This is a genomic window from Ruegeria sp. E8 (assembly GCF_056533985.1).
The window spans coordinates 387,738-412,478 of record NZ_JBQFOY010000001.1 but is presented as its reverse complement, the minus strand read 5'-3'; the positions used below and the strand labels follow the sequence as shown (position 1 = coordinate 412,478).

At 57.6% G+C, this 24,741-nt stretch carries 20 protein-coding genes; 10 read left to right on the top strand and 10 right to left on the bottom strand.

Annotated features, from left to right (window positions below; translation table 11 throughout):
• Position 1: 1 nt before the first annotated feature.
• From ACR0LF_RS02060 to ACR0LF_RS02050, 3 genes are all read right to left on the bottom strand, one after another.
• The gene (locus ACR0LF_RS02060) at positions 2-928 is read right to left on the bottom strand and encodes a methylenetetrahydrofolate reductase (RefSeq protein WP_480574227.1); all 927 of its coding nucleotides are present in this window, start codon (positions 926-928) and stop codon (positions 2-4) included.
• A gap of 25 nt (positions 929-953) precedes the next feature.
• The gene (locus ACR0LF_RS02055; protein ID WP_480574224.1) at positions 954-1,250 is read right to left on the bottom strand and encodes a virulence factor; all 297 of its coding nucleotides are present in this window, start codon (positions 1,248-1,250) and stop codon (positions 954-956) included.
• 246 nt (positions 1,251-1,496) lie between these two features.
• Positions 1,497-3,383 carry a PhoX family protein gene (locus ACR0LF_RS02050; RefSeq protein ID WP_480574221.1) on the bottom strand — a complete coding sequence of 629 codons (1,887 nt, stop codon included), beginning with the start codon at positions 3,381-3,383 and terminating at the stop codon, positions 1,497-1,499.
• A 181-nt stretch (positions 3,384-3,564) separates the two neighbouring features.
• Between ACR0LF_RS02050 and ACR0LF_RS02045 the strand changes: the two genes are divergently transcribed.
• Complete coding sequence (locus ACR0LF_RS02045) at positions 3,565-4,677, top strand: Ppx/GppA phosphatase family protein (RefSeq protein WP_480574218.1); 1,113 nt, start codon at positions 3,565-3,567, stop codon at positions 4,675-4,677.
• Positions 4,677-5,399 (top strand): RlmE family RNA methyltransferase, encoded by a 723-nt coding sequence (locus ACR0LF_RS02040; protein WP_480574215.1) that lies wholly within the window; start codon positions 4,677-4,679, stop codon positions 5,397-5,399. The genes ACR0LF_RS02045 and ACR0LF_RS02040 overlap by 1 nt, the downstream gene beginning before the upstream one ends.
• Before the next feature lie 275 nt (positions 5,400-5,674).
• Here the strand turns inward: ACR0LF_RS02040 and ACR0LF_RS02035 are convergent, their stop codons facing one another.
• Together ACR0LF_RS02035 and ACR0LF_RS02030 are read right to left on the bottom strand one after the other, a co-directional pair.
• Positions 5,675-7,576, bottom strand: a complete 1,902-nt coding sequence (locus tag ACR0LF_RS02035; protein ID WP_480574212.1) for a multiheme c-type cytochrome — start codon at positions 7,574-7,576, stop codon at positions 5,675-5,677.
• Entirely contained in the window at positions 7,573-8,439 is an 867-nt protein-coding gene (locus ACR0LF_RS02030) for a YihY/virulence factor BrkB family protein (RefSeq protein ID WP_480574209.1), read from the bottom strand. The genes ACR0LF_RS02035 and ACR0LF_RS02030 overlap by 4 nt, the downstream gene beginning before the upstream one ends.
• Before the next feature lie 170 nt (positions 8,440-8,609).
• Here ACR0LF_RS02030 and ACR0LF_RS02025 point away from each other — a divergent pair, with 170 nt between their 5' ends.
• Both ACR0LF_RS02025 and ACR0LF_RS02020 read left to right on the top strand, forming a co-directional pair.
• Positions 8,610-9,695, top strand: coding sequence for an AI-2E family transporter (locus ACR0LF_RS02025; RefSeq protein ID WP_480574206.1), 1,086 nt, complete (start codon positions 8,610-8,612; stop codon positions 9,693-9,695).
• 3 nt (positions 9,696-9,698) lie between these two features.
• The gene (locus tag ACR0LF_RS02020; RefSeq protein WP_480574203.1) at positions 9,699-10,808 is read left to right on the top strand and encodes an acetoin utilization protein AcuC; all 1,110 of its coding nucleotides are present in this window, start codon (positions 9,699-9,701) and stop codon (positions 10,806-10,808) included.
• A 17-nt stretch (positions 10,809-10,825) separates the two neighbouring features.
• Here the strand turns inward: ACR0LF_RS02020 and ACR0LF_RS02015 are convergent, their stop codons facing one another.
• Positions 10,826-11,494 carry a Crp/Fnr family transcriptional regulator gene (locus ACR0LF_RS02015; protein WP_480574201.1) on the bottom strand — a complete coding sequence of 223 codons (669 nt, stop codon included), beginning with the start codon at positions 11,492-11,494 and terminating at the stop codon, positions 10,826-10,828.
• Between the two features lie 208 nt (positions 11,495-11,702).
• Between ACR0LF_RS02015 and ACR0LF_RS02010 the strand changes: the two genes are divergently transcribed.
• The 3 genes from ACR0LF_RS02010 to cls all read left to right on the top strand — a co-directional run bounded on the left by ACR0LF_RS02010 (position 11,703) and on the right by cls (position 15,791).
• Positions 11,703-13,313 carry an arylsulfatase gene (locus ACR0LF_RS02010; protein ID WP_480574198.1) on the top strand — a complete coding sequence of 537 codons (1,611 nt, stop codon included), beginning with the start codon at positions 11,703-11,705 and terminating at the stop codon, positions 13,311-13,313.
• A 66-nt stretch (positions 13,314-13,379) separates the two neighbouring features.
• Positions 13,380-14,354: an HAD family hydrolase gene (locus ACR0LF_RS02005; protein ID WP_480574195.1), complete on the top strand. Its 975-nt coding sequence runs from the start codon at positions 13,380-13,382 to the stop codon at positions 14,352-14,354.
• Positions 14,355-14,378: 24 nt separating this feature from the next.
• Positions 14,379-15,791, top strand: coding sequence for a cardiolipin synthase (gene cls / locus ACR0LF_RS02000; protein ID WP_480574192.1), 1,413 nt, complete (start codon positions 14,379-14,381; stop codon positions 15,789-15,791).
• Here the strand turns inward: cls and ACR0LF_RS01995 are convergent.
• Positions 15,788-16,222 carry an ion channel gene (locus tag ACR0LF_RS01995; protein WP_480574189.1) on the bottom strand — a complete coding sequence of 145 codons (435 nt, stop codon included), beginning with the start codon at positions 16,220-16,222 and terminating at the stop codon, positions 15,788-15,790. The two genes, cls and ACR0LF_RS01995, sit on opposite strands and share 4 nt — an antisense overlap.
• Positions 16,223-16,395: 173 nt before the next feature.
• Here ACR0LF_RS01995 and ACR0LF_RS01990 point away from each other — a divergent pair, with 173 nt between their 5' ends.
• The 3 genes from ACR0LF_RS01990 to ACR0LF_RS01980 are packed head-to-tail and all read left to right on the top strand — an operon-like array spanning position 16,396 to position 20,484.
• The gene (locus tag ACR0LF_RS01990; RefSeq protein ID WP_480574186.1) at positions 16,396-17,043 is read left to right on the top strand and encodes an ABC transporter ATP-binding protein; all 648 of its coding nucleotides are present in this window, start codon (positions 16,396-16,398) and stop codon (positions 17,041-17,043) included.
• The gene (locus ACR0LF_RS01985) at positions 17,040-19,454 is read left to right on the top strand and encodes an FtsX-like permease family protein (protein ID WP_480574183.1); all 2,415 of its coding nucleotides are present in this window, start codon (positions 17,040-17,042) and stop codon (positions 19,452-19,454) included. The genes ACR0LF_RS01990 and ACR0LF_RS01985 overlap by 4 nt, the downstream gene beginning before the upstream one ends.
• Positions 19,444-20,484, top strand: a complete 1,041-nt coding sequence (locus ACR0LF_RS01980; RefSeq protein ID WP_480574180.1) for a lipocalin-like domain-containing protein — start codon at positions 19,444-19,446, stop codon at positions 20,482-20,484. The genes ACR0LF_RS01985 and ACR0LF_RS01980 overlap by 11 nt, the downstream gene beginning before the upstream one ends.
• A 63-nt stretch (positions 20,485-20,547) precedes the next feature.
• On the opposite strand, the gene ACR0LF_RS01975 is transcribed toward ACR0LF_RS01980, so the two are convergent.
• The 3 genes from ACR0LF_RS01975 to ACR0LF_RS01965 all read right to left on the bottom strand — a co-directional run bounded on the left by ACR0LF_RS01975 (position 20,548) and on the right by ACR0LF_RS01965 (position 24,652).
• On the bottom strand, positions 20,548-20,979 hold the full coding sequence (locus tag ACR0LF_RS01975; protein WP_480574177.1) for a universal stress protein: 432 nt from the start codon (positions 20,977-20,979) through the stop codon (positions 20,548-20,550).
• Positions 20,976-23,585 carry a TRAP transporter permease gene (locus ACR0LF_RS01970; protein ID WP_480574174.1) on the bottom strand — a complete coding sequence of 870 codons (2,610 nt, stop codon included), beginning with the start codon at positions 23,583-23,585 and terminating at the stop codon, positions 20,976-20,978. Before ACR0LF_RS01970 ends, ACR0LF_RS01975 begins: the two co-directional genes overlap by 4 nt.
• 98 nt (positions 23,586-23,683) lie before the next feature.
• Positions 23,684-24,652 (bottom strand): TAXI family TRAP transporter solute-binding subunit, encoded by a 969-nt coding sequence (locus ACR0LF_RS01965; RefSeq protein WP_480574171.1) that lies wholly within the window; start codon positions 24,650-24,652, stop codon positions 23,684-23,686.
• Positions 24,653-24,741 lie beyond the last annotated feature (89 nt).

Sequence of the window (24,741 nt, the reverse complement as noted above, 5' to 3'; positions counted from 1 at the left end):
CTTAGGAGTTTACAGGCTTTGCCGAAGCGCCGCCATTATTGATCGCCCAGTTGGCGTTGGTCTTGATACCACCAAGCGGGAAGAAGTGCACGTTGGTGATGTTGAAGTCCGGGTTGGCCTCTTTGTAGTTTGCCAGTTCGGTCACCACATCGTTTGGTTCGTAAGGCAGCAGCAGCTTGGACACGTCCATGGCCCGTTTCTGCAGAACCTTCAACGATGGACCAACGCCACAAGCGATGGCGAATTTGATCAGGGTTTGCAGTTTGGCCGGACCGGCAATACCGATATGGATCGGCAGATCAATGCCAGCAGCCTTCAGACCATTCGCCCACTCGATGATCGGCTTGGCGTCGAATGCAAACTGGGTGGCCAGCGCCATTTCAGCGTCAGTGCGTTCGCTGAACTTCTGCTTCCACTGTAGCGCCTCATCGACATTCTTGGTCGAACCGTCGGGATCGATGTCCTTGTTGCCCTCGGGGTGACCGGCAACGTGCAGACGCTTGAAGCCTGCTTTGTCGAACAGACCGGTTTCCATCAGCTGCATCGAGCTGTCGAAGTCGCCATGCGGCTTGTCAACGCCACCGGCCAACAGCAGCGCTTGTTCTACGCCCGCTTCGCCCTGGTACATCGAGATCCAGTTTTCCAGCGTCGCCGCATCCTTGATGATCCGCGCCGGGAAGTGTGGCATCACCGGATACCCCTCGGCCGCGATCCGCTTGGCGGTCTTGACCATATCCTCGATCGGGGTGCCCTCGATATGGGCGATGTAAACGCGCGTACCTTCTGGCAGCAGCGCGCGGAAATCTTCGACCTTTTCGGCGGTGCGCGGCATCACCTCGATCGAGTAACCTTGAAGGAAGGCTTCGACAGTCGGGTTCACCGGGGCTTTTTCAGCCGCATCACGTTTCTTGAAGTTCAGCAAAGCCATAGTGGCCTCCCATAAAGTCTGGGGCTCATGCCCAACCGTCATTGGCGATCAGCGCTTTGATGCGGTCCTGATCGTACTCTGTTTCCAGGCGCACAGCCTCGGTTTCAGCAATCTCAGCGGGGTCGCCTTCGACTGCGAAAGGTTCAGCTTTGCGCCATTCGGCCAGGTAGGCATCACTGTCCTTGGCGTTCACCTTCATGGCGGCCCGGTCGATGGCTTGTTCGAACCGTTCTTCCAATTGCCGCTTTGCGCCACGACGGCCTTTGCCGACGATGACCTGAGCGGGAATGTCGCGCCAATACACGATGGTGACGTCAGGCATTGCTGTGATTCCTCCTAACCCGATGGGCAGGTTCTAAACTTCAAACTAGGGCTGCGTCGGTCGATTTTCGACACCCGGCGCTTTTCAAACGACGTTTTTGCCCACTGTGGTGTACCGGGCTTTTACCCGGTTTCCCGGCAAACGCGCATATCATAATTCTCATTGTCTCTATGAGAGCGCTGCATAAAAACGAAAAACCCGGACGGAAACAGCCGTCCGGGGCAAGATTTCATGGGTCAATCGGCCTTAACCGACCAGACCGCCATCTTCGCGAGTCACCGCGATAATGGCCGAACGCGGAACCGAGTCTCCGCCTTCCGGCCAGTGGCTGTTGCCATCTTCGCCCGGGTGCTGGATGCCCACGAACATGGTACGGCGATCCGGCGACCAGCTCAGGCCGGTGATCTCACATTCGTTCGGACCAACCAGGAAGCGGCGGATTTCACCGGTGACCGGGTCGCCCGCCAGCATCTGGTTGTTGCCCTGACCGGCGAAGTCCCCTTCGTTGCCGTAGTTGCCGTCGGTCTGAATCCACAGCAAGCCGTTGCTGTCGAACTTCAATCCGTCCGGCGAGTTGAACATGTTGTCGGCGTTTACGTTCTCGGACCCGGCATAGGCATCTTCGTGGACTGTGGGATTGCCTGCAAGCACATACAAATCCCAACCAAAGCCAGCGGCAGTATGGTCGCCACCATCCGGGCGCCACCGAACGATCTGACCGTAGTTGTTTTTGTCCCGCGGGTTCGGGCCATTGGCCGAAGTGTCATCCCCCCCCGCATTCGGCTTGACGCCCCGGTTCTTATTGTTGGTAAGGCAGCAATAGACCTCGGGAGCATTTGGATTTGACGCAACCCATTCCGGTCGGTCCATTGTGGTGCCACCAACTGCCGAGGCAGCTTGACGAGTATGGATGCAAACCTCTGCCTGCGATGCAAGGCCTGAGGTTTCGGGTGTCAGCGCCAACCACTCACCAGTGCCATCATCGTTGAACTTGGCAACTGAAAGCGCTCCATTTTCAAGCAGCGCATTCGTGTCCACTCCTGCTGCGTAAACACCGTCAGAAACGAAGCGGTACAGAAATTCGCCGCGCTCGTCGTCGCCCATGTAAACCACAACGCGACCATCATTGTTGACCACAACATCCGCGTTCTCGTGCTTGAAGCGACCCAGTGCGGTCAGCTTGCGCGGGGTCGAGTTTGGATCGGTTGGGTCGATCTCGACCACGTAACCGGCGCGGTTCGGCTCGTTGGGGTCTTTTGCAACATCAAAACGGTCATCGATTTTTGCCCAGCCATAGCCCCAGTCGCTTGCGGATACACCATAGCGCTTCAGTTCCGGACTCACTTCGTGGTTTTCGTCTTCAGCCGAGAAATAACCATTGAAGTTTTCTTCGCACGCCAGATACGTGCCCCACGGGGTCATGCCGTTGCCGCAGTTGTTCCAGGTCCCTTTGCAAGCCGTGCCCGACGGATCTGCGGCCGTTTTCATAAGGTCGTGACCAGCGGCCGGACCGGTGATGGTCATATCGGTCTGGGGTGTAACACGGCGGTTGTACGGGCTGTCTTTTACAATGCCCCACTTGCCATCCGTGTTGGCGATTTCGACAACCGAAACACCGTGCGCCATCATACCCTTGGCGACGTCGTCGTCGGACGCTGCCTTGGCATCGGGGTTATTACCCCAAAGGATATCGCGGTTGGTGTATTCGTTATTCACGACCAACAGAACATGGCCGTCGTGGAAGAACACATCCTGGCCGTCGGTGTTGTCGCCAAAGGCGCGTTCCTGGCTGGCTGCAGTCCCACGTGTTGCGGGATCGAACTCAGGAGCGTCAGACCACAGCGGATCGCCCCAGCGTACCATAACCTCGGCCTTGTAACCCGCAGGCACAATTACGTCATCTGCCGTCGAAACAGGAATCGCTTCGAACGAAAAACGGTCTGTTGCCGCACGCGCACCGGTTGGCAGAATCGAGCCACCAACAGCCGCGAAACTGCCCATAGCCAGAACCCCACCCATAAATCCGCGGCGCGACAAAGCGCGTTCGACCACACGGTCAAAGTCACATTCTTCGGGGCGCGGGTTTACGATTTCATCGTATTCGTCAAAGGAAAGGGTATGATCGTCTTTCATAGTTATCTCCGTATCTGGCTGAAAGCTCGAAAAGAATCCTGCTGGGGGCTCCGTGGGCGCCCATCGCACTTAAGTATGAACGGGATGTGACGCTCACGTGAATTTCGAAATTGAAATCACTTGCACGTCGGCAATCCCCCGCCTAGGGTCGGATTAACTCGAAAATCGGAGGGCGTGACGAATGGCGCCCAAGCGTCCCAAAGGTGCGGGCGCGTTCCCGAAGGCGGTCGAAAGCCCCGCGCCGGCAAGACCCGATCCGGATGCACTTTATGCGGCACTGGATCTGGGGACAAATAGTTGCCGCATGTTGATAGCCCAGCCCAAGGGCAGTGGGTTCCATGTGGTAGACAGCTTTTCCAAATCCGTGCAATTGGGCGCGGGGCTGGAACGTACCGGACGGCTGTCGCGGGCGTCCATGGCGCGTACCGTTCAGGCATTGCGGATCTGCCAGCAGAAACTGAAACGGAACAAGGTCAGACGGATGCGTCTGATCGCAACCGAGGCCTGCCGCCGCGCCAAGAACTCACGTGAATTCATCCGACAGGTCAAACGGGAAACCGGTCTGACGCTCGAGATCATCCAGCCCGAGGAAGAAGCCCGTCTGGCAGTGATTTCCTGCGCCCCGCTGGTCTCGACCAAGACCGAGCAATTGCTGGTCGTCGATATAGGCGGCGGCTCGACCGAATTGGTCTGGATCGACATTTCTTCCGTCCCGCGCCGCGACCGTCCGGCCGCGATCATGCGGTTGCATAACGGGTTTCATACCGCCGACAGCCCCTTCCCCGCCGCCAAGGTCGTGGATTGGATCAGTGTGCCTTTGGGTGTGGCGACGCTGCGCGATCAGTTCAACGACGTCGAGAACGACTCGGCTCGCTTTGCGCTGATGAGCTGGTTTTTTGAAGAGAACCTTGCCGATTTCGCACCGTACAAAGACGAACAGGCGCGCGAGGGATTTCAGATCGTCGGCACAAGTGGCACGGTGACGACCGTTGCCGCCTCGCATCTCGGCCTCAAGCGTTATGACCGGACCAAAGTGGACGGTTTGCGCATGACCAGCGATCAGATTGACAAAGTCATACGCGGGTATTTAGAACTCGGCCCTCACGGGCGGCGCCGGGACCCTCGGATTGGTGATGACCGGCAGGCCCTGATTATGTCCGGCTCGGCCATTTTGCAGGCTTTGTTACGTTGCTGGCCCACCGACCGCCTTTCCGTGGCGGATCGGGGGCTGCGCGAAGGTCTGCTTTATGCACAGATGAGCGCGGACGGCGTATTGGAAGACGGACCGTTCTGATGGCGAAGACACCGACTGGAAAAAACAACTCGGGCCGCGGGCAGCGCGACCTGAAGGTCAAGGTCAAGACGGCGCGCGGGCGCAAGCTCAGCTCGACCCGTTGGCTCGAGCGGCAGTTGAACGATCCCTATGTCAAGCGTGCGCAATCCGAAGGGTATCGTGGACGTGCGGCTTACAAGATCTTGGAACTGGACGACAAATTCCGCTTTCTCGTTCCCGGTGCACGCGTTGTGGACCTTGGCTGCGCGCCCGGTGGCTGGTGTCAGGTAGCCGTGAAACGCGTGAACGCGCTGGGGGAGAAGTCGGGCAAACGGATCGGGACCGTGCTGGGCATTGACCTGCAAGAAATCGAACCGGTTGCCGGGGCCGATACTCATATTCTGGACTTTATGGAAGATGACGCCGACCAGAAGGTCAAAGACTGGCTGGGCGGTAAGGCGGATGTGGTGATGTCGGACATGGCCGCAGCATCTTCGGGGCACAAACAGACAGACCACCTGCGAATCATGGCCCTGTGCGAGACGGCAGCCTATTTCGCGTTTGATGTGTTGGAGGAAGGTGGCACCTTTGTCGCCAAGGTGCTGGCAGGCGGCGCAGAAGGTGATCTGCAGAAGCTGCTGAAGCAGAAGTTCCAGAAGGTGGCCAATGTAAAGCCACCTGCGTCACGCTCGGACAGTTCGGAAAAATTCGTTGTAGCAACTGGGTTTCGCGGCGGAAGTTAATCATCCAGCCTAATACGATTTCCGCTCAAGCGTTGTTCGCGCAGTGACGTGGCTGCCAAACCCTGCAACATCAATGTGTCACCATGTGTCACGTACACAGGTTCCCGGTTGCGCAATTCCTCTATGCGTTGCGCCAACCAAACCGAGCCTTCGTCCGATGTTCTCGGATTTGATTTCTCCATGGACATCCATCACCTCTAAACAGCACGTCTGACGCCTGAATAGCTGGAAATCTTGCCGTTAAGATGGAGCGAATCTGGCACGCTTGTGCCGCATCAAGGATTGAGTTGTCGCGATAATTGCTGCAACGTCGGATCATCGGGTAATTTTTCCAACGCCTCTTGCAGCGCCGCGCGGGCGGCGTCTTGACCACGATTGATCTGCGCCAGTTGCACCACCATGGGCCACGCCTCAGCCCGCTGTGGGTCCAGGGTCACAACCTCTCGGAAAGCTCGTTCCGCCGCCTGTGCATTGCGAAGCGTCAACGCCATCCCGCCCAGAACCAGATGGGTTTCCGGCGCATCCAGCCGGTTTGAAATCGCCTCTTGCCACTCGGACATGCCTTCCCCAGCCAAAGCCTGTTGCTGAGGTGTGAGAGCCTGCGGTGGAACATTCAGAAACTCTTTGGCCGCAGCTATGCGCACGTTTCGCAGGGGATCGGACAACAAAGGCTCTAACCTGCGCACCTGATCCATCGGGCTGGCGTGACGCTGCAGCGGCGCGGCATTCGCCCTTATCAACGGGTCGTCTTCCTGCAAAAGCGGCGCAGTCGCAGCGGCAACCTCTGGTGAGCCGAACGGCTGCATCAGATAAGCGGCGGTCGCCCGCACGATACCCGGTTGCGACGGGTCCATTGCGACAGCCAGCAAACCCTCAGGCGTGTCGAGTTGCCCTTCGGCAGCAACCTTAAAAACCGTTCCGTAGTGCGCGCTGCGATTGGGTGAGTCCGGAAACCAGTTCTCAATCTGATTGGCTGCCCAAACCTGATCCTGCCCTTGATGGCAGTCGGTGCAAGCATCAACACCCAAACCCAGATCCGGTCGCGGAATGCGAAAGCTGTGATCGCGCCGACCGTCGACGCCCATGTAGGTCCGCTCGATCATATGACAGCTTTTACACTGCGCGCCTTCACTGTCTTCGGGATGGTGATGGTGCTCAGGTGTGTCGTATTCCTGTGCCGCAAGGGTCGGGAAATCCGGATTTCCTGCCGGGGAATGGCACTGCGTGCACACGCCGTTTCCTTCGGCTTTCAATTCAGCGCTGTGCGGTGCGTGACAATTCATGCACCCAACGCCCTGCGCATACATCTTGGATTGCAGGAACGAGCCATAGACGTAAACCTCGTCCAAAATCTGCCCGTCCGGATGATACGAACCGGGCCGCAACACCGCCAGATTATAGGCATCATGATAAGGAGTACCCGGAAGCGGGTTTCCGTTTCCATGCGCCTCGCGCCGGGAATGGCATCCTGCGCATTGTTGGATTTCTGCTTCTGTCTGGCCTTTGCCCCAGCTCATCAGAAAACCTGCCTCGCTCAGGTCATCAGTGACGCCCTGCCCTTTGACCCAATCGATATGCGCGGACCCCGGGCCGTGGCAGGCCTCGCACCCGACGCCAATTTCAACCTGTCGAGACGCGTAGGTCCTGGTTTGAGAGTCGTAGTTTTTTTCAAACCCCGTGGCGTGACATTCTGCGCAGCGCGCGTTCCAGTTCTTGTATGGCCCCGTCCAATGCAGCCCGTCATCAGGTGGAAGGTCCTGATCGGGATACAGGTGGTACCAGCGCTTTTGCTCGGTATCCCAGACCACATCAAAGCTTTGCAACCGTCCCGGTTCGGTTTCAAACAGATACTGCTGCAAGGGTTCTATTCCGACGACGGAATGCACCTCGTATTCTGTCGTCACACCGTCTTTTTCAGTGACGCGGGCGGTGAACCTGTCTGCCTCTTTTCCAAACTGGACGGTCATTCCGTCATGTTCGAACCGGGTTCCGTCAATATCGGCGACCAAAGCGCCGTCGTCGGTCCCTGTCCACGCCAGCGCATGGTGCGACGAAGCCCAGGCTTCAACCTCCTGCTGATGGCAGTCGGTACACTGATCCGAACCGACATAGACCGGCGCCTGCGCATAGACTTCGCTGGAACAAGCAAGGCAAGCCAGCATCAGGGCAAATCTCATGCCGCATCTCCATCAGCGGCGTTTCGCAGGTCGATCAATGCGCCGTTGTATTCGGCCCCGAGGATCAGCATTGCCGAGCATAGGTACAGAAAAATCAATGCGGCCATGGCTCCGGCCAGACCCGCATAGGTGGCGCTGTAGGTGGCGAACTGGCTGATATAGATGGAAAAAGCCCATCCGCCGGCAGCCCACAAGACCAAGGTCAGCAGAACACCAGGCAGGATTTGCATCAGGCTGTGCCTGCGGGTCGGTAGAACAAGATGCGCCAGCAGGACAGTGCCCGCCGGAACCGCAACGGTAAACGTCCAACGCAGGCGATCCACGGAAAGCCAATTGGCAACGGCCACTTCGGTATGCTCGGCAACTAGCTTCGTATAGACCGGCAGGACAACCTCGACCGCAGCGATAATCAGAATGGCCGACCCGCCGAGAATGACCAAAACCAGACACAACAGCCGGGTTTTCCAGAACGGCCAGCTGTCCTGATCGTGATAGGCTTGGTTCATCGCCGCACGCACCGCCGCCACGCCGTTGGAGGCAAAATAAATCGCCAGCAGACCACCCAAGGTGATCACACCGGATCCTGAACCCGCCAGAACAGCGCGCAGCTCGGCCACAATGGGGTCTGCAACGTCCTTGGGCCACGCCCCGAAGATCAACTCAATCAACTCATCGGTGACATAGCCCTGCGACAGTGCCCCCGCCAACGCCACTGTGAACAGCACAAAAGGAAACAGCGCCATCATCAGCGACATGGCAACATGGCTGCTCATGACGAAACCGTTCTTTCTGCCGAACCGGCGTATTGCCAGCCAGAGAGCCTGAACAGGTCGGCCAAACAGGGGATTCGCAGGACTGGTCATTCTGCAACCCTAACCCGCCGAAATAAAACACAAAACCCGTGATCGACGCCAATATGATAAATGAGGGTCAACAAACGCCTGAATGCATTGCATAAATCGGGTCTCGCGTGCAGGATTGGGCCACGCAGGTCGGGCTTTCGACGCTGCGTTTGTCAGACACAGGATACTGAATGACCCCGGATCAGAAGGACACCAAGGTTCGCCCCAGACTGCGACTGTCTGTCGTCCGGGATACCTGCATCATCGCGACGCTGATCGTGCTGGGCCTGTATGCCGGTGCGAATTTCCTGATCCCGTTGGCCATGGCATTGTTGATCAATGTTCTGATCATCGCGCTGAGCGATCGCGTCGTCGCTGTAACCCGTGCTCCGGTCTGGTTGGCGAATATCGCCGGGGTGACCGTTGTTCTGGCCGGATTATTCATGATCATGTACGTGCTGGGCAGTCAGGCGACGCAGTTCGCGCGCTCGATCAGCACCTATGAAAACCAGTTTGACGGCGCGGTTGAGCGTATCACGGGTCTGGTCGGCAACGATGTCACCACCTTCATTCGCGACAATCTGGTCAGCATCGACATGTCTTATGTTGCGCGCTTGCTGCTGGGCAGCGCCACCTCGCTTTTGAACCAGTTCTTTTTGATCAGCCTTTATGTCGCCTTCCTGATGGCCGAGCGTTTGGCATTTCGCAAAAAAATCCAACTGGCCGCCGGTGATCCAATAACCGGAGCCGAGTTTTCAACCATGCTGGATGCGATCTCGGTCAGTCTGCAGCGGTATGTCGGGGTAAAGACTCTGATCAGCCTGATTACCGCTGGCATCAGCTATTCCGTTTTCAAGGCGCTGGGCTTGGAATATGCCGAGACCTGGGCCGTTCTGACCTTTGCACTGAACTTCATCCCGTCAATCGGGTCCATCATTGCGGTTTTCTTTCCCGCCATGATCGCGCTGGTTCAGTTTGAAACAATCGTGCCTTTCCTGATCATCGTGTTGGGATGCGGGACGATCCAGTTTCTGATCGGCAACTTCCTCGATCCCGCCATGTTGGGCCGATCCCTGAACATGTCGACCTTCCTTGTCATTCTGGCCCTGACCTTTTGGACAACGGTCTGGGGCCTTATCGGCGCGTTCCTGAGCGTACCTCTGACAGTTTGTATCCTGATCGTGTTCAGTCACATTCCGGCGCTGCGACCGGTCGCGATATTAATGTCATTGGATGGCAGGTTGGGCGAGGATGACCGACCCACCACTGTCAGCTAGGCCATGCAGCGCCCCCTGTTCATCGGATCGGAAATCTACAGAAACTCGACCTACGGGTCGAAACACCCGCTGGCTATTCCGCGGGTTTCAACCGTTATCGATTTGTGCCGGGAACTGGGATGGTTGACGCCCGCGAACTATCGGGTCAGCCCATGCGCGAAACCAAGCGCATTGGAGGCATTTCATACGCCAGACTATATCGCCGCCCTGCAACAGGCGGAAAAAGATCAACATGTGACAGAGGAAACAAGGGAACGCTACGGTTTAGGGACATTGTCAAACCCTGTATTCGCAGAAATGTACCGACGCCCTGCCACGGCGGCTGGCGGTTCGATGCTGGCGGCGGAACTGATCCGCGATGGCGGTATCGTTTTCAACCCTGCAGGCGGCACCCATCACGGGCTGGCGGATCGGGCAAACGGGTTCTGTTATCTCAACGATCCTGTGCTGGCGATCCAAACCCTGTTGAATGCCGGTCTGGACCGCATCGTTTATGTCGACATTGATGCCCATCACTGTGACGGGGTCGAAACAGCCTTTCACGGCTCCACGAAACTGCGCATGATTTCAATGCACGAGGCGCGCCGATGGCCTTTCACAGGCGCTCTGGAAGACGACGCAGGAGGAGCGGCGTTCAATTTGCCGGTTGCCCGGAACCTGAATGATGATGAGTTCGACCTGGTACTCGAACAGTTGATCCTTCCTGCAACGGTCGCCTTCAAACCCCAAGTCATAGTCCTGCAATGCGGCGCTGATGCCGTTGCCGAAGACCCGTTGTCCCGTCTGACCCTGTCAAACAATTCCCATTGGAATGCTGTGGCCAACCTGCGCGATCTGGCCCCACGTTTTCTTGTTCTGGGCGGTGGAGGGTACAACCCCTGGTCTGTCGCGCGACTGTGGAGCGGCGTTTGGGCCACTTTGAATGGCGACGAGATCCCTGAAATTGTGGCCCAGCCCGCTCAGGCTGTTCTTGATGACCTGACATGGTCTCGACAGGCTGGAAAGACCCCTCCTCACCACTGGATCGAAACATTGAAAGATATGCCCAACCACGGTGAAATCCGCGCTGAGATTAAAAACGATCTGGCCTATCTCGCGGCGCGTATCTCCTAGCGCAGAGGGCCTAGGCATCAAGTTTGACAGCTGGCAATCAGGGCGCGTCGGTCCAGCAAACGAACCCGGCCATAACCAAGTTCGATCAGGCCCAGATCCGCTAGCTTGTGCAAGCTTCTGTGCAAAGTAGGCGGGGAAACGGCGATCATCGACGCAAGTTCGTCCTGGGAAACGACGATCCACGCATCGGATTTCGATGTCCCTTCATCCAGATGAAGCAACCGCAGGACCAATCGCTTTTCGGTTCCGGTCACGGCCAGATTTGCCATGATGCGCAGGGCAGTCTGCATGTTGTCATGCGTCAGCGCGTAAAAATCCCGGATATAGTCAGGATTGTCCTGAATGAGTCGCATGATACGCGTGTTGGGAAAGAAAACGGCCCGTGTCGCCTGCGTCGTCACAACACTGACCAGCCGCAACGCACCTGCAAACAAGGCCAAGTCTCCAATCCAGAACCCGGCGCCTTCTCGATGAAGCACGAATTCTTGACCGTCATCCGCCGGGGCGGTTACCTGCACTGCACCGCTCAGGATGGCATAAATGCCGTTTGCAGGATCACCGAAGTGATACAGCGTCTCGCCTGCATCAACCGATTTCACGATGCCGCAGGCCGCCAAATCCTTCTGAAAGGCGGGGGAGCGTTCCCGAAACCATCCTGTATTTCGTAAAAGCGTCAGATTATTCATCTATCCTCACATTAGAACTTTGCAATTCAATCATATGATGAGTTTTCAACATTGGAACTGACTTAAGGTACCCGAGTTCGATTCCTTACATCGCTAAATCTTTTTAACTTGGAATCAACACTTTATCGCGGCGATCTTCATGTATTTGAACGCTGGCCCCTTTGTTTTTCCTTGGGTCTCAAAGACCCGCCCAGATCAGGAGAAAATCATGTCACCACCCCGTCCGTTAACCGACACTTGGCGCAGCGGGTTGCGCCGCATTGCTGTGGCATCCGTCGCGCTGGCGCTGGCTCTGCCCGCCTGGGCGCAAGATCAGAAACCCAATATCCTTGTGATATGGGGCGATGATATCGGTCAGTCCAATATTTCAGCCTACACAATGGGCCTGATGGGATACCAAACCCCCAATATCGACCGCGTCGCCAATGAGGGGATGATTTTCACCGACTACTACGGCGAACAATCCTGCACTGCCGGTCGGTCCTCGTACATCATGGGTCAATCCGTGTTCCGGACCGGCCTGTCGAAAGTGGGCCTTCCGGGCGCCAAGGAAGGGATGCAAGTCGAAGACCCGACCATTGCGGGCCTGCTGAAGGACCACGGCTATGTGACTGGTCAGTTTGGCAAGAACCATCTTGGTGATCGGGATGAACATCTGCCGACAAACCACGGTTTTGATAAGTTTTTCGGCAATCTTTATCACCTGAATGCTGAAGAAGAGCCCGAACACGAAGATTATCCCGGCGACGCGATTCTGCCGGATGGTCGGACCTTCCGCGAGGCATACGGCCCGCGTGGCGTCATTCGCTCCACCGCTGGTGGTCCGATTGAAGACACCGGCCCTCTGACCCGCAAGCGTATGGAAACGGTGGACGAAGAAACACTGGAAGCCGCCATCGAATTCATCCGCGAAGCCAACCAGAACGGCACGCCTTTCTACGTCTGGTGGAACGGCACCCGGATGCATTTCCGCACGCATGTCAAAGATGAGATGCGTCAACAAGCGAACGATATCTATGGTGGACCCGCAGACGAATACACCGCCGGGATGATCGAGCATGACATGCATGTCGGTCAGTTGCTCGACCTGCTGGACGAGCTTGGCATCGCCGACAACACCATCGTTCACTACTCGACCGATAACGGGCCACACTACAACACATGGCCCGACGCCGCCTCGACCCCATTCTGGGGTGAGAAGAACACCAACTGGGAAGGCGGCTGGCGCGTGCCTTCGATGGTGCGCTGGCCGGGTCAGATCGAGGCCGGTTCGGTGAACAACGAAATCGTTCACCACATGGACTGGCTGCCGACTTATCTGGCCGTTGCCGGTGATCCCGAAATCAAAGAGAAGCTGAAACAGGGCTACTCGTCCGCCGCGATGGGCCGCGACTACAAGGTGCATCTGGACGGGTACAACATTCTGCCGCTGCTGACCGGAGAAACCACGGAAAGCCCACGTCGTGAGATCTTCTATTTCACCGACGACGGCGACCTGTCCGCGCTGCGCTTTGACGACTGGAAGCTGATCTTTCTTGAGCAGAAAGCCTGGGCCACGTTGCGAGCCTGGATGGAGCCTTTCACTCCATTGCGTGTTCCAATTATCGTCAACCTGCGACGCGACCCTTATGAGCGCGGTTACCGCACGTCCAATACCTATTATGACTGGATGATTGACCGCGTTTATTTCCTGGTGCCCGCGCAGCAATACGTAGGAGCCTTCTTGAGCACCTTCCAGGAGTTCCCTCCACGCCAGAAGGCAGCAAGTTTCAGTCTTGATCAGGTGATGGACAAGTTAAGCACACCGACAAACAACTGAGATTAGCGTGAAATGTTCAAGGGTCGCCGCCACCGTGGCGGCCCTTTCTTCTGTTTGAGGATTGCCATGAAACCCCTATTCCTTTCTGCCGCGCTGGCCTTGAGCCCGTGCCTTGCCTTCGCCGACCCGTTGCCCAGTTGGACAGACAGCCATTCGAAAGATCAGATCGTTGCCTTTGTTGATGGCGTTACAAGCCCGGACAGCCCGAACTACGTAACACCAGCCGACCGGATCGCCGTGTTTGACAATGATGGCACGCTCTGGGCCGAGCAGCCGGTCTATTTCCAGTTCATCTTTGCGATGGACCGGCTCTCTGAACTGGCGGAACAAGATCCTTCGATCCTGACGACACCTGCGTTGAAAGCTGCCGCCGAAGGCGATCTTGCGACCATACTTCAGGGTGGCCATGACGCGTTGATCGAGGTCGTGAACGCTTCGCATTCCGGAACGACCGTCGAGGCGTTTCAGGCAGAAGTCGCAGAATGGCTGGACGCGGCCCGGCATCCGGACACCGGTTTGCCCTACGACCAGATGACCTATCAGCCCATGGTCGAACTGTTGCGCTATCTGCGGGACGAAGGGTTCAAAACCTACATTGTCTCCGGTGGCGGCATTCACTTCATGCGGGTCTTCGCCGAGCAAGCCTATGGCATCCCGCCAGAGCAGATTTTGGGCACCTATGGAAACTCAACTTTCGAGGACATCGATGGCGTTCCGACTGTGATCAAGGCCCCGGGCATTGCATTTATCGATGACAAGGAAGGCAAACCCATCAACATCGAACGCACCATCGGTAAACGACCTATTCTGGCCGGAGGAAACTCGGACGGTGATTTCGCCATGCTGGATTGGACCACCTCGGGTGATGGGCCACGTCTGGGCATTCTGATCCACCACACAGATGCCGAGCGTGAATGGGCCTATGACCGCGAAAGCCCGGTCGGGCGGTTGGTTGACGGTCTGGATCAGGGGCCGGACAAAGGTTGGGTCATCGTCGATATGGCGAAAGACTGGTCACGGGTCTACACTGGAGGAAACTGAACGACCTGAAAGACTTACGACCCCATGTGGACTGTGCTTGTTTCCATCTTTGTTTTTGCGCTGTACGTGACGGCTTTTGTGTTCTCGGTCCGTGCGGCGCAAACAGCGCGCACACCACAGGGGGCCGTTGGCTGGGTGGTCTTTCTGGTCTCGGCCCCGTTCTTTGCAGTGCCGATGTATCTGTTTCTGGGGCACCACAGATTTCACGGCTATCGCATCGCGCGCCAGCAGAGTGAGCGGGTTGTCGAAGGCATCAAGACCTTTGCGGATTACTCCAGACCCGATCCGTCCACTATGTCGATCAATCCGCGCCCGTTCGAGGTTCTGGCCCATCTGCCAGTGTCCAGCGGCAATGGGGCCGAACTCCTGGTCGATGGTCAGGCAACGTTCGATGCCATTTTCGAGGCAATAGATCAGGCAAAGAACTATATCCTGATCCAGTTCTACATCATCAGAGACGATGCGCTGGGCCGCAAGCTTCAGACCAAGCTGATCGAGGCCACGAAACGGGGGGTGCATGTCCGTTTCATGACCGACGCCGTCGGCAGCTATGGGTTGCCCAGCACTTATCTGGACACGATGCGCGATGCAGGAATTGACGTGGCAGACCCGCGCCAGCAACGCGGTCCGAATTTCCGGTTTCAGTTGAATTATCGCAACCACCGCAAGACCGTCATTGTCGACGGGGAAACAGGATTTATCGGTGGCCACAATGTGGGCGTTGAGTATCTGGGCGAAGACCCGCATTTCGGTCATTGGCGCGACACGCATATCAGGATGACGGGTCACATCGTCCGGCAATTGCAGCTTATCTTTACCGAAGACTGGCACTGGGCCCGTGATGAAGATCTGATTGATGACCTCGATTGGGCCGGCAGTGAGTCCGAACAGGACATGAATGCCCTTTTGGTGGCCACTGGACCCGGAGACGATACCGAAACTGGTGCCATGATGTTCTTTTCGGCAATCGCCGAGGCGAAAGATCGTTTGTGGATCGCCTCACCCTACTTCGTGCCCGACATCGATGTCATGACCGCCCTGCAACATGCAGCAATGCGCGGCGTGGATGTGCGTATCCTTGTCCCGGATGTGATCGACCACCGTCTGCCCTGGTTGGCCGCCTTTGCCTATTTCGACGAAATCCGCGACTGTGGCGCACGGGTGTTCCGTTACACGGATGGCTTCATGCATCAGAAAGTGTTCGTGGTTGACGACACATTGGCCGCCGTCGGCACCACCAATCTGGACAACCGATCCTTCCGTCTGAATTTTGAGGCGATGGCCCTATTCTTCGATTCCCGAGCCGCGCAAGCGGTAGACAAAATGCTGATCACCGATTTCGAGAATTGTTATGAACTGACGCGCAGGTTGGCTCAGCAGCCGGTTTACATCCGGTTTGGCGCCCCATTGGCACGCTTGTTTGCACCGATCCTTTAGGAAAAGAACTTCTCCTGAAAGACACGCGTCATCATGGCCACCAGATAAGCTGTCGACAGACCAAAGGCCAGAAGACCGGCAACCGAGGCAAAGGAACCGAATATCCGCAGCCCTTCACCCAAAACGATGTCGCCGTAGCCCAGCGTCGTGAATGTCACCAGCGAAAAGTAAATGGCTGTGTTCCAATCCGGCAAAACTTCAAGCAGCACCCACACGATGGCCCAGATCCAGACCTGAACAGTGTGCGTCGCGACAATGAAGGCCAATGACACCGCGATTGGTGCTGCGGTTGCGAAAAACACACCTTTGGTAGACCACTTTTCGTCCCATCTGATGATGGTGATAGTGCACCAGGTCAGCAAAAGGATCTCGATCACAAAGCAAATCCCCAAAAAGGTACTGCCCAAAATGATCTGATGCAGCAACGTCATGTTTTTCATCCTGATTTACGGCAATGGATCGTCAGGGCAGAATGACCTTTCGGGATGTAAGGCACAACCCCGGCCCATGCGTCTCGAACCTGCGGCGAATGGAACCGGATGCAGGTCTGCACTGGACAGTTCGGAATTCCGCCGCACATCCTTGAAAGAAAAAAGGGCAGATCATGCTGTTGACCATCGACCGTGTTCAGAAAACCTATCCCGGCGGCCGACCCGTACTGCGCGATGTATCGCTGAGCCTCGATCACGGGCAAACGCTGGCCCTGACCGGGGAAAGCGGCAGCGGCAAAAGCACTCTGCTGAACCTGGCGGCAGCGCTCGACAGTTTTGACGGTGGCGAAATCACGCTGAACGGCACACATTTGTCGCCGCTGGACGATGCCGGTCGGGCCGAATTGCGGCGCAGGCAGGTTTCGCTTGTGTTTCAGCAATTCAATCTGATCCCATCGCTGACCGTCGCGCAAAACCTGTCTTTTCACGCCCGCCTTGCTGATGCTGAAGACGCCGAATGGACCACGCATCTGGCCAATCGGCTGGGCCTGTCCGATCTGTTGGATCGCTACCCCGAGAACCTGTCCGGCGGGCAACAGCAGAGGGTTGCGATTGGCCGGGCCATGGCTGCGCGGCCGAAACTGTTGCTGGCGGATGAGCCGACAGGCAATCTGGACGAAACCGCCAGCGCCAATGTTCTGGACCTCATGCTGGCATTGGTAGCAGACTCAGGTGCCGCGCTTTTGCTGGTCACACATTCCCAACAAATCGCCGCGCGTCTGGATCGGAACGTACAGCTGAGCGGTGGTCGCATCCAATGACACGCGCCGTCATTCAGGCTCTGTTCTCCCATTGGCGGGCGCATCGCTTGCAACTTGCAACGCTTCTGATCGGTATCGCGTTGGCGACCGGTCTCTGGTCCGCAGTTCAGGCCATCAATGCCGAAGCGCGCGCCAGCTATGCCCGCGCCAACGCTCAGCTTGCCCTAGGGCAATTTGACGAGCTGCGCGATCCGTCTGGTCCGATTCCGGTCTCTCGTTATGTCGATCTGCGTCGCGCGGGCTGGCAGGTGGCCGCCGTGCTGGAAGGCCCCTATCGGATCGGCGGCCGCACTTTGCGCTTGATGGGCGTGGACATGGTTGCCTACCCGGCCCTGCCCGCCGTGACCGAAGCGGAACAAAGCGCGACGCCGCCCGATCCTGCTGACATGCTGACCACTCCGGGGCGGATTTTGATCTCGCCCGAGCTGGAACCGCTGCTGCGCGGGCAGGAAGACCTACCTCCTATTCTGACAACCTCGGCCCTGCCATCGGATGTCATCCTGACCGATATTGGCGTTGCCGAAGGTCTGCTCAACCAACCCGGTTCAATCTCGCGCCTTATTGTCCTGCCGAACCAACCGCGTGACCTTGCGCCTTTGTCCGAAATCGCTCCGGAACTGGAACGCGTCAGCCCATCCTCCCAAATCGATACTGCGCGGCTGACGGACAGTTTTCACCTGAACCTGTCGGCCTTTGGTCTGTTGTCCTTTGCCGTCGGCCTGTTCATCGTAAACGGCACGGTCGGACTGGCCTTTGCCCAACGCCGGGGCATGATCCGCACTTTGCGCGCGCTGGGTGTTTCGATGCGGCGGCTGGTCTGGCTGATCCTGACCGAACTGACCTTGCTGGCCCTGATCGGCGGGTTCTTGGGGTTGATACTGGGCTTCTTTTTGGCCGGGGCCTTGCTGCCCGATGTCGCGGCCACGTTACGGGGCCTCTATGACGCGCCAGTAACCGGAGAATTAACGCTGCAACCGCAATGGGCTCTGGCCGGGATCGCCATGGCCATCTTTGGTACTTTGGTGGCCAGCGGGCACGCGTTGTGGCGTTTGTCGCGTATGCCCTTGCTGGCTGGCCCCGGTGTGCAGGCATGGCGGGGCAACACGCGCACTCGCCATCTGGCCGGGATGATTGGCCTTGCCTTGATCATCGGCGGAACCCTCACTTACCTAAGTGTCGGCGGGCTGGTTGCCGGCTTCGTTCTGTTGGCCGGCCTGCTGACAGGTGCTGCGCTGTTGTTGCCGTCGCTTTTGACCATCGCGTTGTCTGCATGTGCACGCTTGGCGGGTGGACCAGTGGCGCAGTGGGTCTGGGCAGATATGCGGGCGCAGTTGCCCGGGTTGTCGCTTGCACTGATGGCCCTGTTGTTGGCGCTTGCGGCGAATATTGGTGTGGGAACAATGGTTTCCAGCTTTCGGCTAACCTTTGTCGGTTGGCTCGACCAGCGCCTGACCTCGGAACTCTATCTGACTGCGCAAAGTGAGGAGCAAGGACGTGAGATCACCAACTGGCTGCACCCACAAGTCGACGCCATCCTGCCGATCCGCAATGTGGAACTATCGCATGAAACGGGCCCTTTGTTCTTGTACGGGGTCGTGGATGATCCGGTCTATCGGCAGCACTGGCCCTTGATCGCGGCAACGCCCACCGTATGGGACGATGTCATGGCCGGAGACGCGGTTTTGATCAACGAACAGCTGGCCCGGCGCGCCAATCTTTGGCCCGGGGACGACCTGACATTTTCGCCTGACGACACTCTGCAGATCGCAGGGGTCTACTCGGACTATGGCAACCCCACCGGGCAAGCCATCGTATCGATGGCACAATTGGACCAAATCGCGCCGGGGGCTGAGACGCGGCGTTTCGGCATTCGCATGCCCGCCAAAGACGCGACCGAGATGGCGCAAACCCTGCGGGATCGATTTGACCTTCCGCCGCGCGCAGTGGTGCAACAAGCTGCAATGAAGGCGCAATCACTGGCAATCTTCGAAAAGACCTTTGTCGTAACCTCGGCTTTGAACGTCTTGACGCTCGGCGTGGCCGGTTTTGCTATTCTCACCAGCCTACTCACTCTGTGGACTCAGCGCTTGCCCCAAATCGCACCGGTCTGGGCGCTAGGTTTGAACCGGGCTCAACTGGCGCGGCTAGAGGTGTTGCGCAGTGTGCTACTGGCGGCGCTGACTGCCTGTCTGGCATTGCCCCTTGGGCTAATTCTGGCGTGGGTTCTGTTGGCCGTGATCAACGTTCAGGCCTTTGGCTGGCGGCTGCCGATGTTCGTCTTCCCGTGGGATTGGCTATGGCTGTTCTTGCTAACCCTACTGGCCGCCTTTGTTGCCGCCGCCCTGCCCGCGCTGCGCATGCTGCGCGTTCCACCTGCTGATTTGCTGAAAGTGTTCGCCAATGAACGTTAAAACCCTGCTGCTCTGCCTTTTAACGCTTTGCCCGCTGCCTCTGTGGGCGCAAGGCTATGCGGGGCTTGGCGGGTCGGCTGAAGGGTTCGATGTGCCCAAGCCCGGATACGTTTTCGACTTTCCCAAAGACCACGGGCCGCACCCGGCCTACCGGATCGAATGGTGGTATCTGACTGCCAACCTCAAGGGCGAAGACGGGCGTGACTATGGCATTCAATGGACTCTGTTTCGGTCTGCCTTGAAACCATTCGAGGCAGACGGATGGCAAAGCCCAAAAATCTGGATGGGCCATGCCGCAGTCACGACGCCCGAAGCCCACTTCTTCTCTGAACGTTTGTCGCGTGGTGGCATCGGTCAGGCAGGAGTTACGGCGCAACCGTTCGAGGCCTGGATCGATGAATGGCGCATGGCGGGTCCGGATTTGGACGCACTGACCCTGACAGCCAACGGTGAAGAATTTGGTTATGGTCTGTCGCTAAGCGCTCAGGGACCATTGGTGTTTCACGGCAAAGCTGGCTATTCGGTCAAGTCGGCGGATGGGCAAGCAAGTTATTATTACTCGCAACCCTTCTACACCGTCGAAGGCGTGCTGCATCTGCCTGCCAGAGATGTGCGCGTAACCGGTCAGGGATGGTTGGATCGTGAATGGTCCTCACAACCCTTGGCGGGGGATCAGAGCGGTTGGGATTGGTTTTCGCTCAGCTTCGAAGGCGGGGACAAGTTGATGGCTTTCCGCCTGCGCGGGGCCCGAGGCGATTTCACCTCGGCCACCTGGATCAATTCCGACGGGAGCACCGAGGCCATACCCGATGGCACGGTTCAACTCACCCAACTGCGCAGCAATCAGGTCGCCGGACGAGACGTGCCAACACATTGGCGCGTTTCATTGCCGGATCGGGACGTTGATGTCGAAGTGTCGGCCCTAATGCCAGAGGCGTGGATGGGTACCCGTTTTGAATATTGGGAAGGCCCTGTCACCGTAACCGGCAGCCATGACGGCGTCGGTTATCTGGAGATGACAGGGTACTGAACCAATCCTACACACGTTGCCGACAAGCGCGGCAAAGCCAACATCTGCGCGCCGCCCAAAAGGTCAGCGCACTACGTAAACCGAAACCGTGGAATGCCGCACCACGCGCGCGGCATTCGGGCCAAGCAGGTAGTCCTTGAAATCCGGCTTATGCGCGCCGATCACGATCAGATCTGACCCGGCGCCTTCGGCGGTTTTAAGGATCTCCTGATAGGCCGTTCCGGTCGCGACCACATGGCGGATGCTTTCATTCCGCTCTGCCCCCAGCGCCGAAACGCACAGCGCCGTCAGATTGGCCTGAGCCTCTTCCAGCGCTTTTTCGTGAAAATCGGATTCAAAGAACCCCGACACCCAGCTTTCCCCGAAATCCGGTAGCACGGTTACGACATCCAACTGAGCCCCTTCCATATCCGCCAGCGCGGCTGCTTTTTGCAGGACGGGTGCATCAATCTCGCCATTGCTGATATCAATGGCGCACAGAACCGAACGTGTCATGCGAGCACCTCTTGTCTGGCGGCCCGGCCGCGTTGCAGGAAGGCGATCAGACCCAACAGGATCATCGCCGGGATGTAAATCAACTGTTTGGGTGGCTGGCTGGACGGTAGGCTGACCGAGGTCAGGCGCACAGCCTCATCCCCGTAATAGTCGAAGATTCCCAGATCGTCGGCCACCGGCGTGCCAAACAGAGGCTCTTCGAGCTTGACCAGACCATCTTCGAGGATCAGCAATAGGCCCATTGCCTCGACCCGAGCCGCACCGCCTTCTTCTTCGCCCACGGTGACGACAACGGTTGTGTCCACCATCTCGAGCGTGTCGAAATCAGGTCCGGCCACAACCAACCGCACTTCCGTTCCCGGAGGCGTCTGACCGATCGTCTCTTCGAACGCCGCCGGTTCCACGGTTTGGAATGGAGGCGATATTCGATCCATAAAGAAGTCCGGCCTGAACAGGGCGAACGCCACGAAGATCAGCGCGATGCTTTCGTAGATACGGCTATGGGTCAGGAAATACCCCATGGTGCCCGCGGTGAAGACCAGGATCGCTATGGTCGCGAATATGGCAACTATGATCCCCTCGACCCACGTTACATCGATCAACAGAAGATCAGTGTTGAAGATGAACACGAAAGGCAGCGCCACGGTGCGCAGGCTGTAGAAAAACGCCGTGAAGCCGGTCTTGATCGCATCCCCGCCCGATACGGCTGCAGCGGCAAAGCTGGCCAAACCGACCGGAGGTGTCACGTCGGCCATGATCCCGAAATAGAACACGAACAGGTGGACCGCGATCAGCGGAACGATCAGCCCGCTTTGCGCGCCCAGTTCGACAACCACACCGGCCATCAGCGAACTGACCACGATATAGTTTGCCGTGGTCGGCAGACCCATACCAAGGATCAGGCTGAGGATACCGACCATGATCAACATCAGGATCAGATTGCCGCCCGACAGGAACTCGACCAGATCGGCCATGACCTGCCCCACACCTGTCAGGGTCACAGTACCGACGATCACACCCGCCGTCGCGGTCGCCAGAGCGATACCGATCATGTTCCGCGCACCGTCGATCAGGCCCTGCCACAGGTCTGCAACGCCATCGATAAAGCGGTTGTAGACCTCGCTTTCACCCCGGAAGATCGCTTTCAGCGGTTTCTGGGTCAGAAGGATCACGAACAGCAGTGCCGTGGCCCAGAAGGCCGACAGACCCGGCGACTTCTGCTCGATCATCAGGAAGTAGACCAGCACGATGATCGGCAACAGATAATGCAGCCCCGCCTTGTAGATATCAGCGATAACCGGCAGCGTGACTTCCTTGGCGTTGGGATCGTCCGGCTCAAGATCCGGCACCTGGGCAGCCAGATAGAGCAGCACGATGTAAACCGCACAGACAATCAGGCTCAGAACCAAACCCGCAGCGGTTGGAACCCATGCGGTTACGGCATCGACCGGGAACTGTGAGCCATAGCAAAGCCCTGCAAACACCAGGAAGAAGGACAGCATCCCGACAACGGTCCGCGCCAGATGGACGTCACGGTCACCCAGTGTGGGCATGTTCCGCTTCACGGCTTCAAGGTGAACAATATAGACCAGCGCGATGTAAGAGATCGCGGCGGGCAAGAAGGCATGGGTGATCACCTCGACATAAGAAATGCCGACATATTCAACCATCAGGAAGGCTGCAGCGCCCATGACTGGCGGCATAATCTGGCCGTTGACGGACGAGGCGACCTCCACCGAACCCGCCTGTTCGCTACTGAAACCAACACGTTTCATCAGCGGGATGGTGAACGTTCCTGTGGTCACAACGTTGGCGATGGACGAGCCTGAGATCAGGCCAGTCGCAGCCGAGCCCACTACGGCCGCTTTGGCCGGACCGCCACGCAGATGACCCAACGCGCCGAACGCCATTTTGATGAAGTAGTTCCCTGCCCCGGCCTTATCTAACAACGCGCCGAACAGAACGAACAGGAACACAAACTTGGTGGAGACGCCCAAAGCGATGCCAAACACGCCCTCGGACGTGATCCACATATGGCTCATCGCCTTTTTCAGGCTGGCCCCTTTCCAGCGGATAACCTCAGGCACCCATTCGGACGAACCAAAGAAAACATAAGCCAGGAATATGGTCGCAATGATTGCCATTGCCGGGCCGAGCGCACGACGCGCGGCCTCGAACAGCAAGAGCAACCCAAGCAAGGCGACCCATTTGTCCGTATCATCGGCCAATCCACCTGCATTGACGATTTTGTCGTAGAAGAAATAGCCGTAAAGCGCGACGAACGCGCCTACCAAACCCATGATCCAATCCTGAATGGGAATGTAACCACGCGGGCTGGACTTCAGTGCGGGATAAGCTGCAAAGGCCAGAAACAAAGCGAAGGCCAGATGGAACTGCCGCGCATTGTTCACAACACTTCCGGGCAGCACATAGTTCGCCAGCGGCGAGGCCAGAACCACTTGGAAAATTGACCAGATCGCCGCGACAACGGCCAGGAAAATCCCGACGTTACCGACCGGATTGCGCCCACCTGCATCGGATGATGCGACCAGATCCTGAAGCTCTTCTTCGGATAGTGGGCGGTTGGATTGAGTGTCGGAATTCATGAAATGTCTCCCCGTCGCGGCCATTTTTGGCCTTCTGTAACCCCGTTTTATACGGGTTTTGTGCAGGGCGCCCGTGGGCACCCTGCTTCAGGTCTGGCTTACTGAACCCAGCCTTTTTCTTTGTAGTACTTCTCGGCGCCCGGATGCAGCGGAGCAGACAGGCCGTCCGCAATCATCTCTTCCGGCTTGAGGTTGGCGAATGCCGGGTGCAGCTTTTTGAAGTCATCGAAGTTTTCGAAGACCGAGCTGACAACCGCATAAACCGCATCTTCCGACACATCAGCCGAAGTCACGAAGGTTGCACCCACACCGAACGTTGCAGTGTCGCCATCAGACCCGCGATACATGCCACCGGGGATCGTTGCAGTACGGTAGAACGAGTTGTCACCCACCAGCTTATCAACCGCGTCGCCGCTGACATTCACCAGAACCGAGTCACAGGCGGTGGTGGCTTCCTGAATCGAACCCGACGGGTGACCGACGGTGTAGACCATCGCATCGATCTGGTTGTCGCACAGGGCCGCCGACTGTTCAGCCGCCTTCAGTTCGGTCGCCAGTTCGAAATCGTCTGTGGTCCAGCCCATTTCGCCCAGCAGAACCTCCATGGTGCCGCGCTGACCGGAACCGGGGTTACCGATATTGACGCGCTTGCCCTTCAGGTCCTCAAAGTTGGTGATGCCGGCATCCGCACGCGCAACAACGGTGAACGGCTCGGGGTGTACCGAGAAGACCGCGCGCAGGTTTTCGAAGGGGCCAGCTTCTTCGAATTTCGAGCTGCCGTTATATGCATGGTACTGCCAGTCGGATTGGGCAACGCCGAATTCCAGCTCGCCTTCGCGGATGGTGTTGATGTTGTAGACCGAACCACCGGTCGATTCGACCGAGCAGCGCACGCCGTGCTCTTTGCGACCTTTGTTCACCAGACGGCAGATCGCACCACCTGTCGGATAGTAGACGCCGGTCACGCCGCCGGTACCGATAGTAATGAACTCTTCGGCATAGGCCGCCGGGGCCATCAAGGCCGCCGTGACGAACGCACCGACGCTCAATTTGCTGCTGTTTTTCATATGTTATCTCCCACTTTTTTATCTGGCAGTTGGAAATCAGAATTGATCGCCTTGCTCAGGGAAGCGCGCCGATAATACAAACCGGCCCG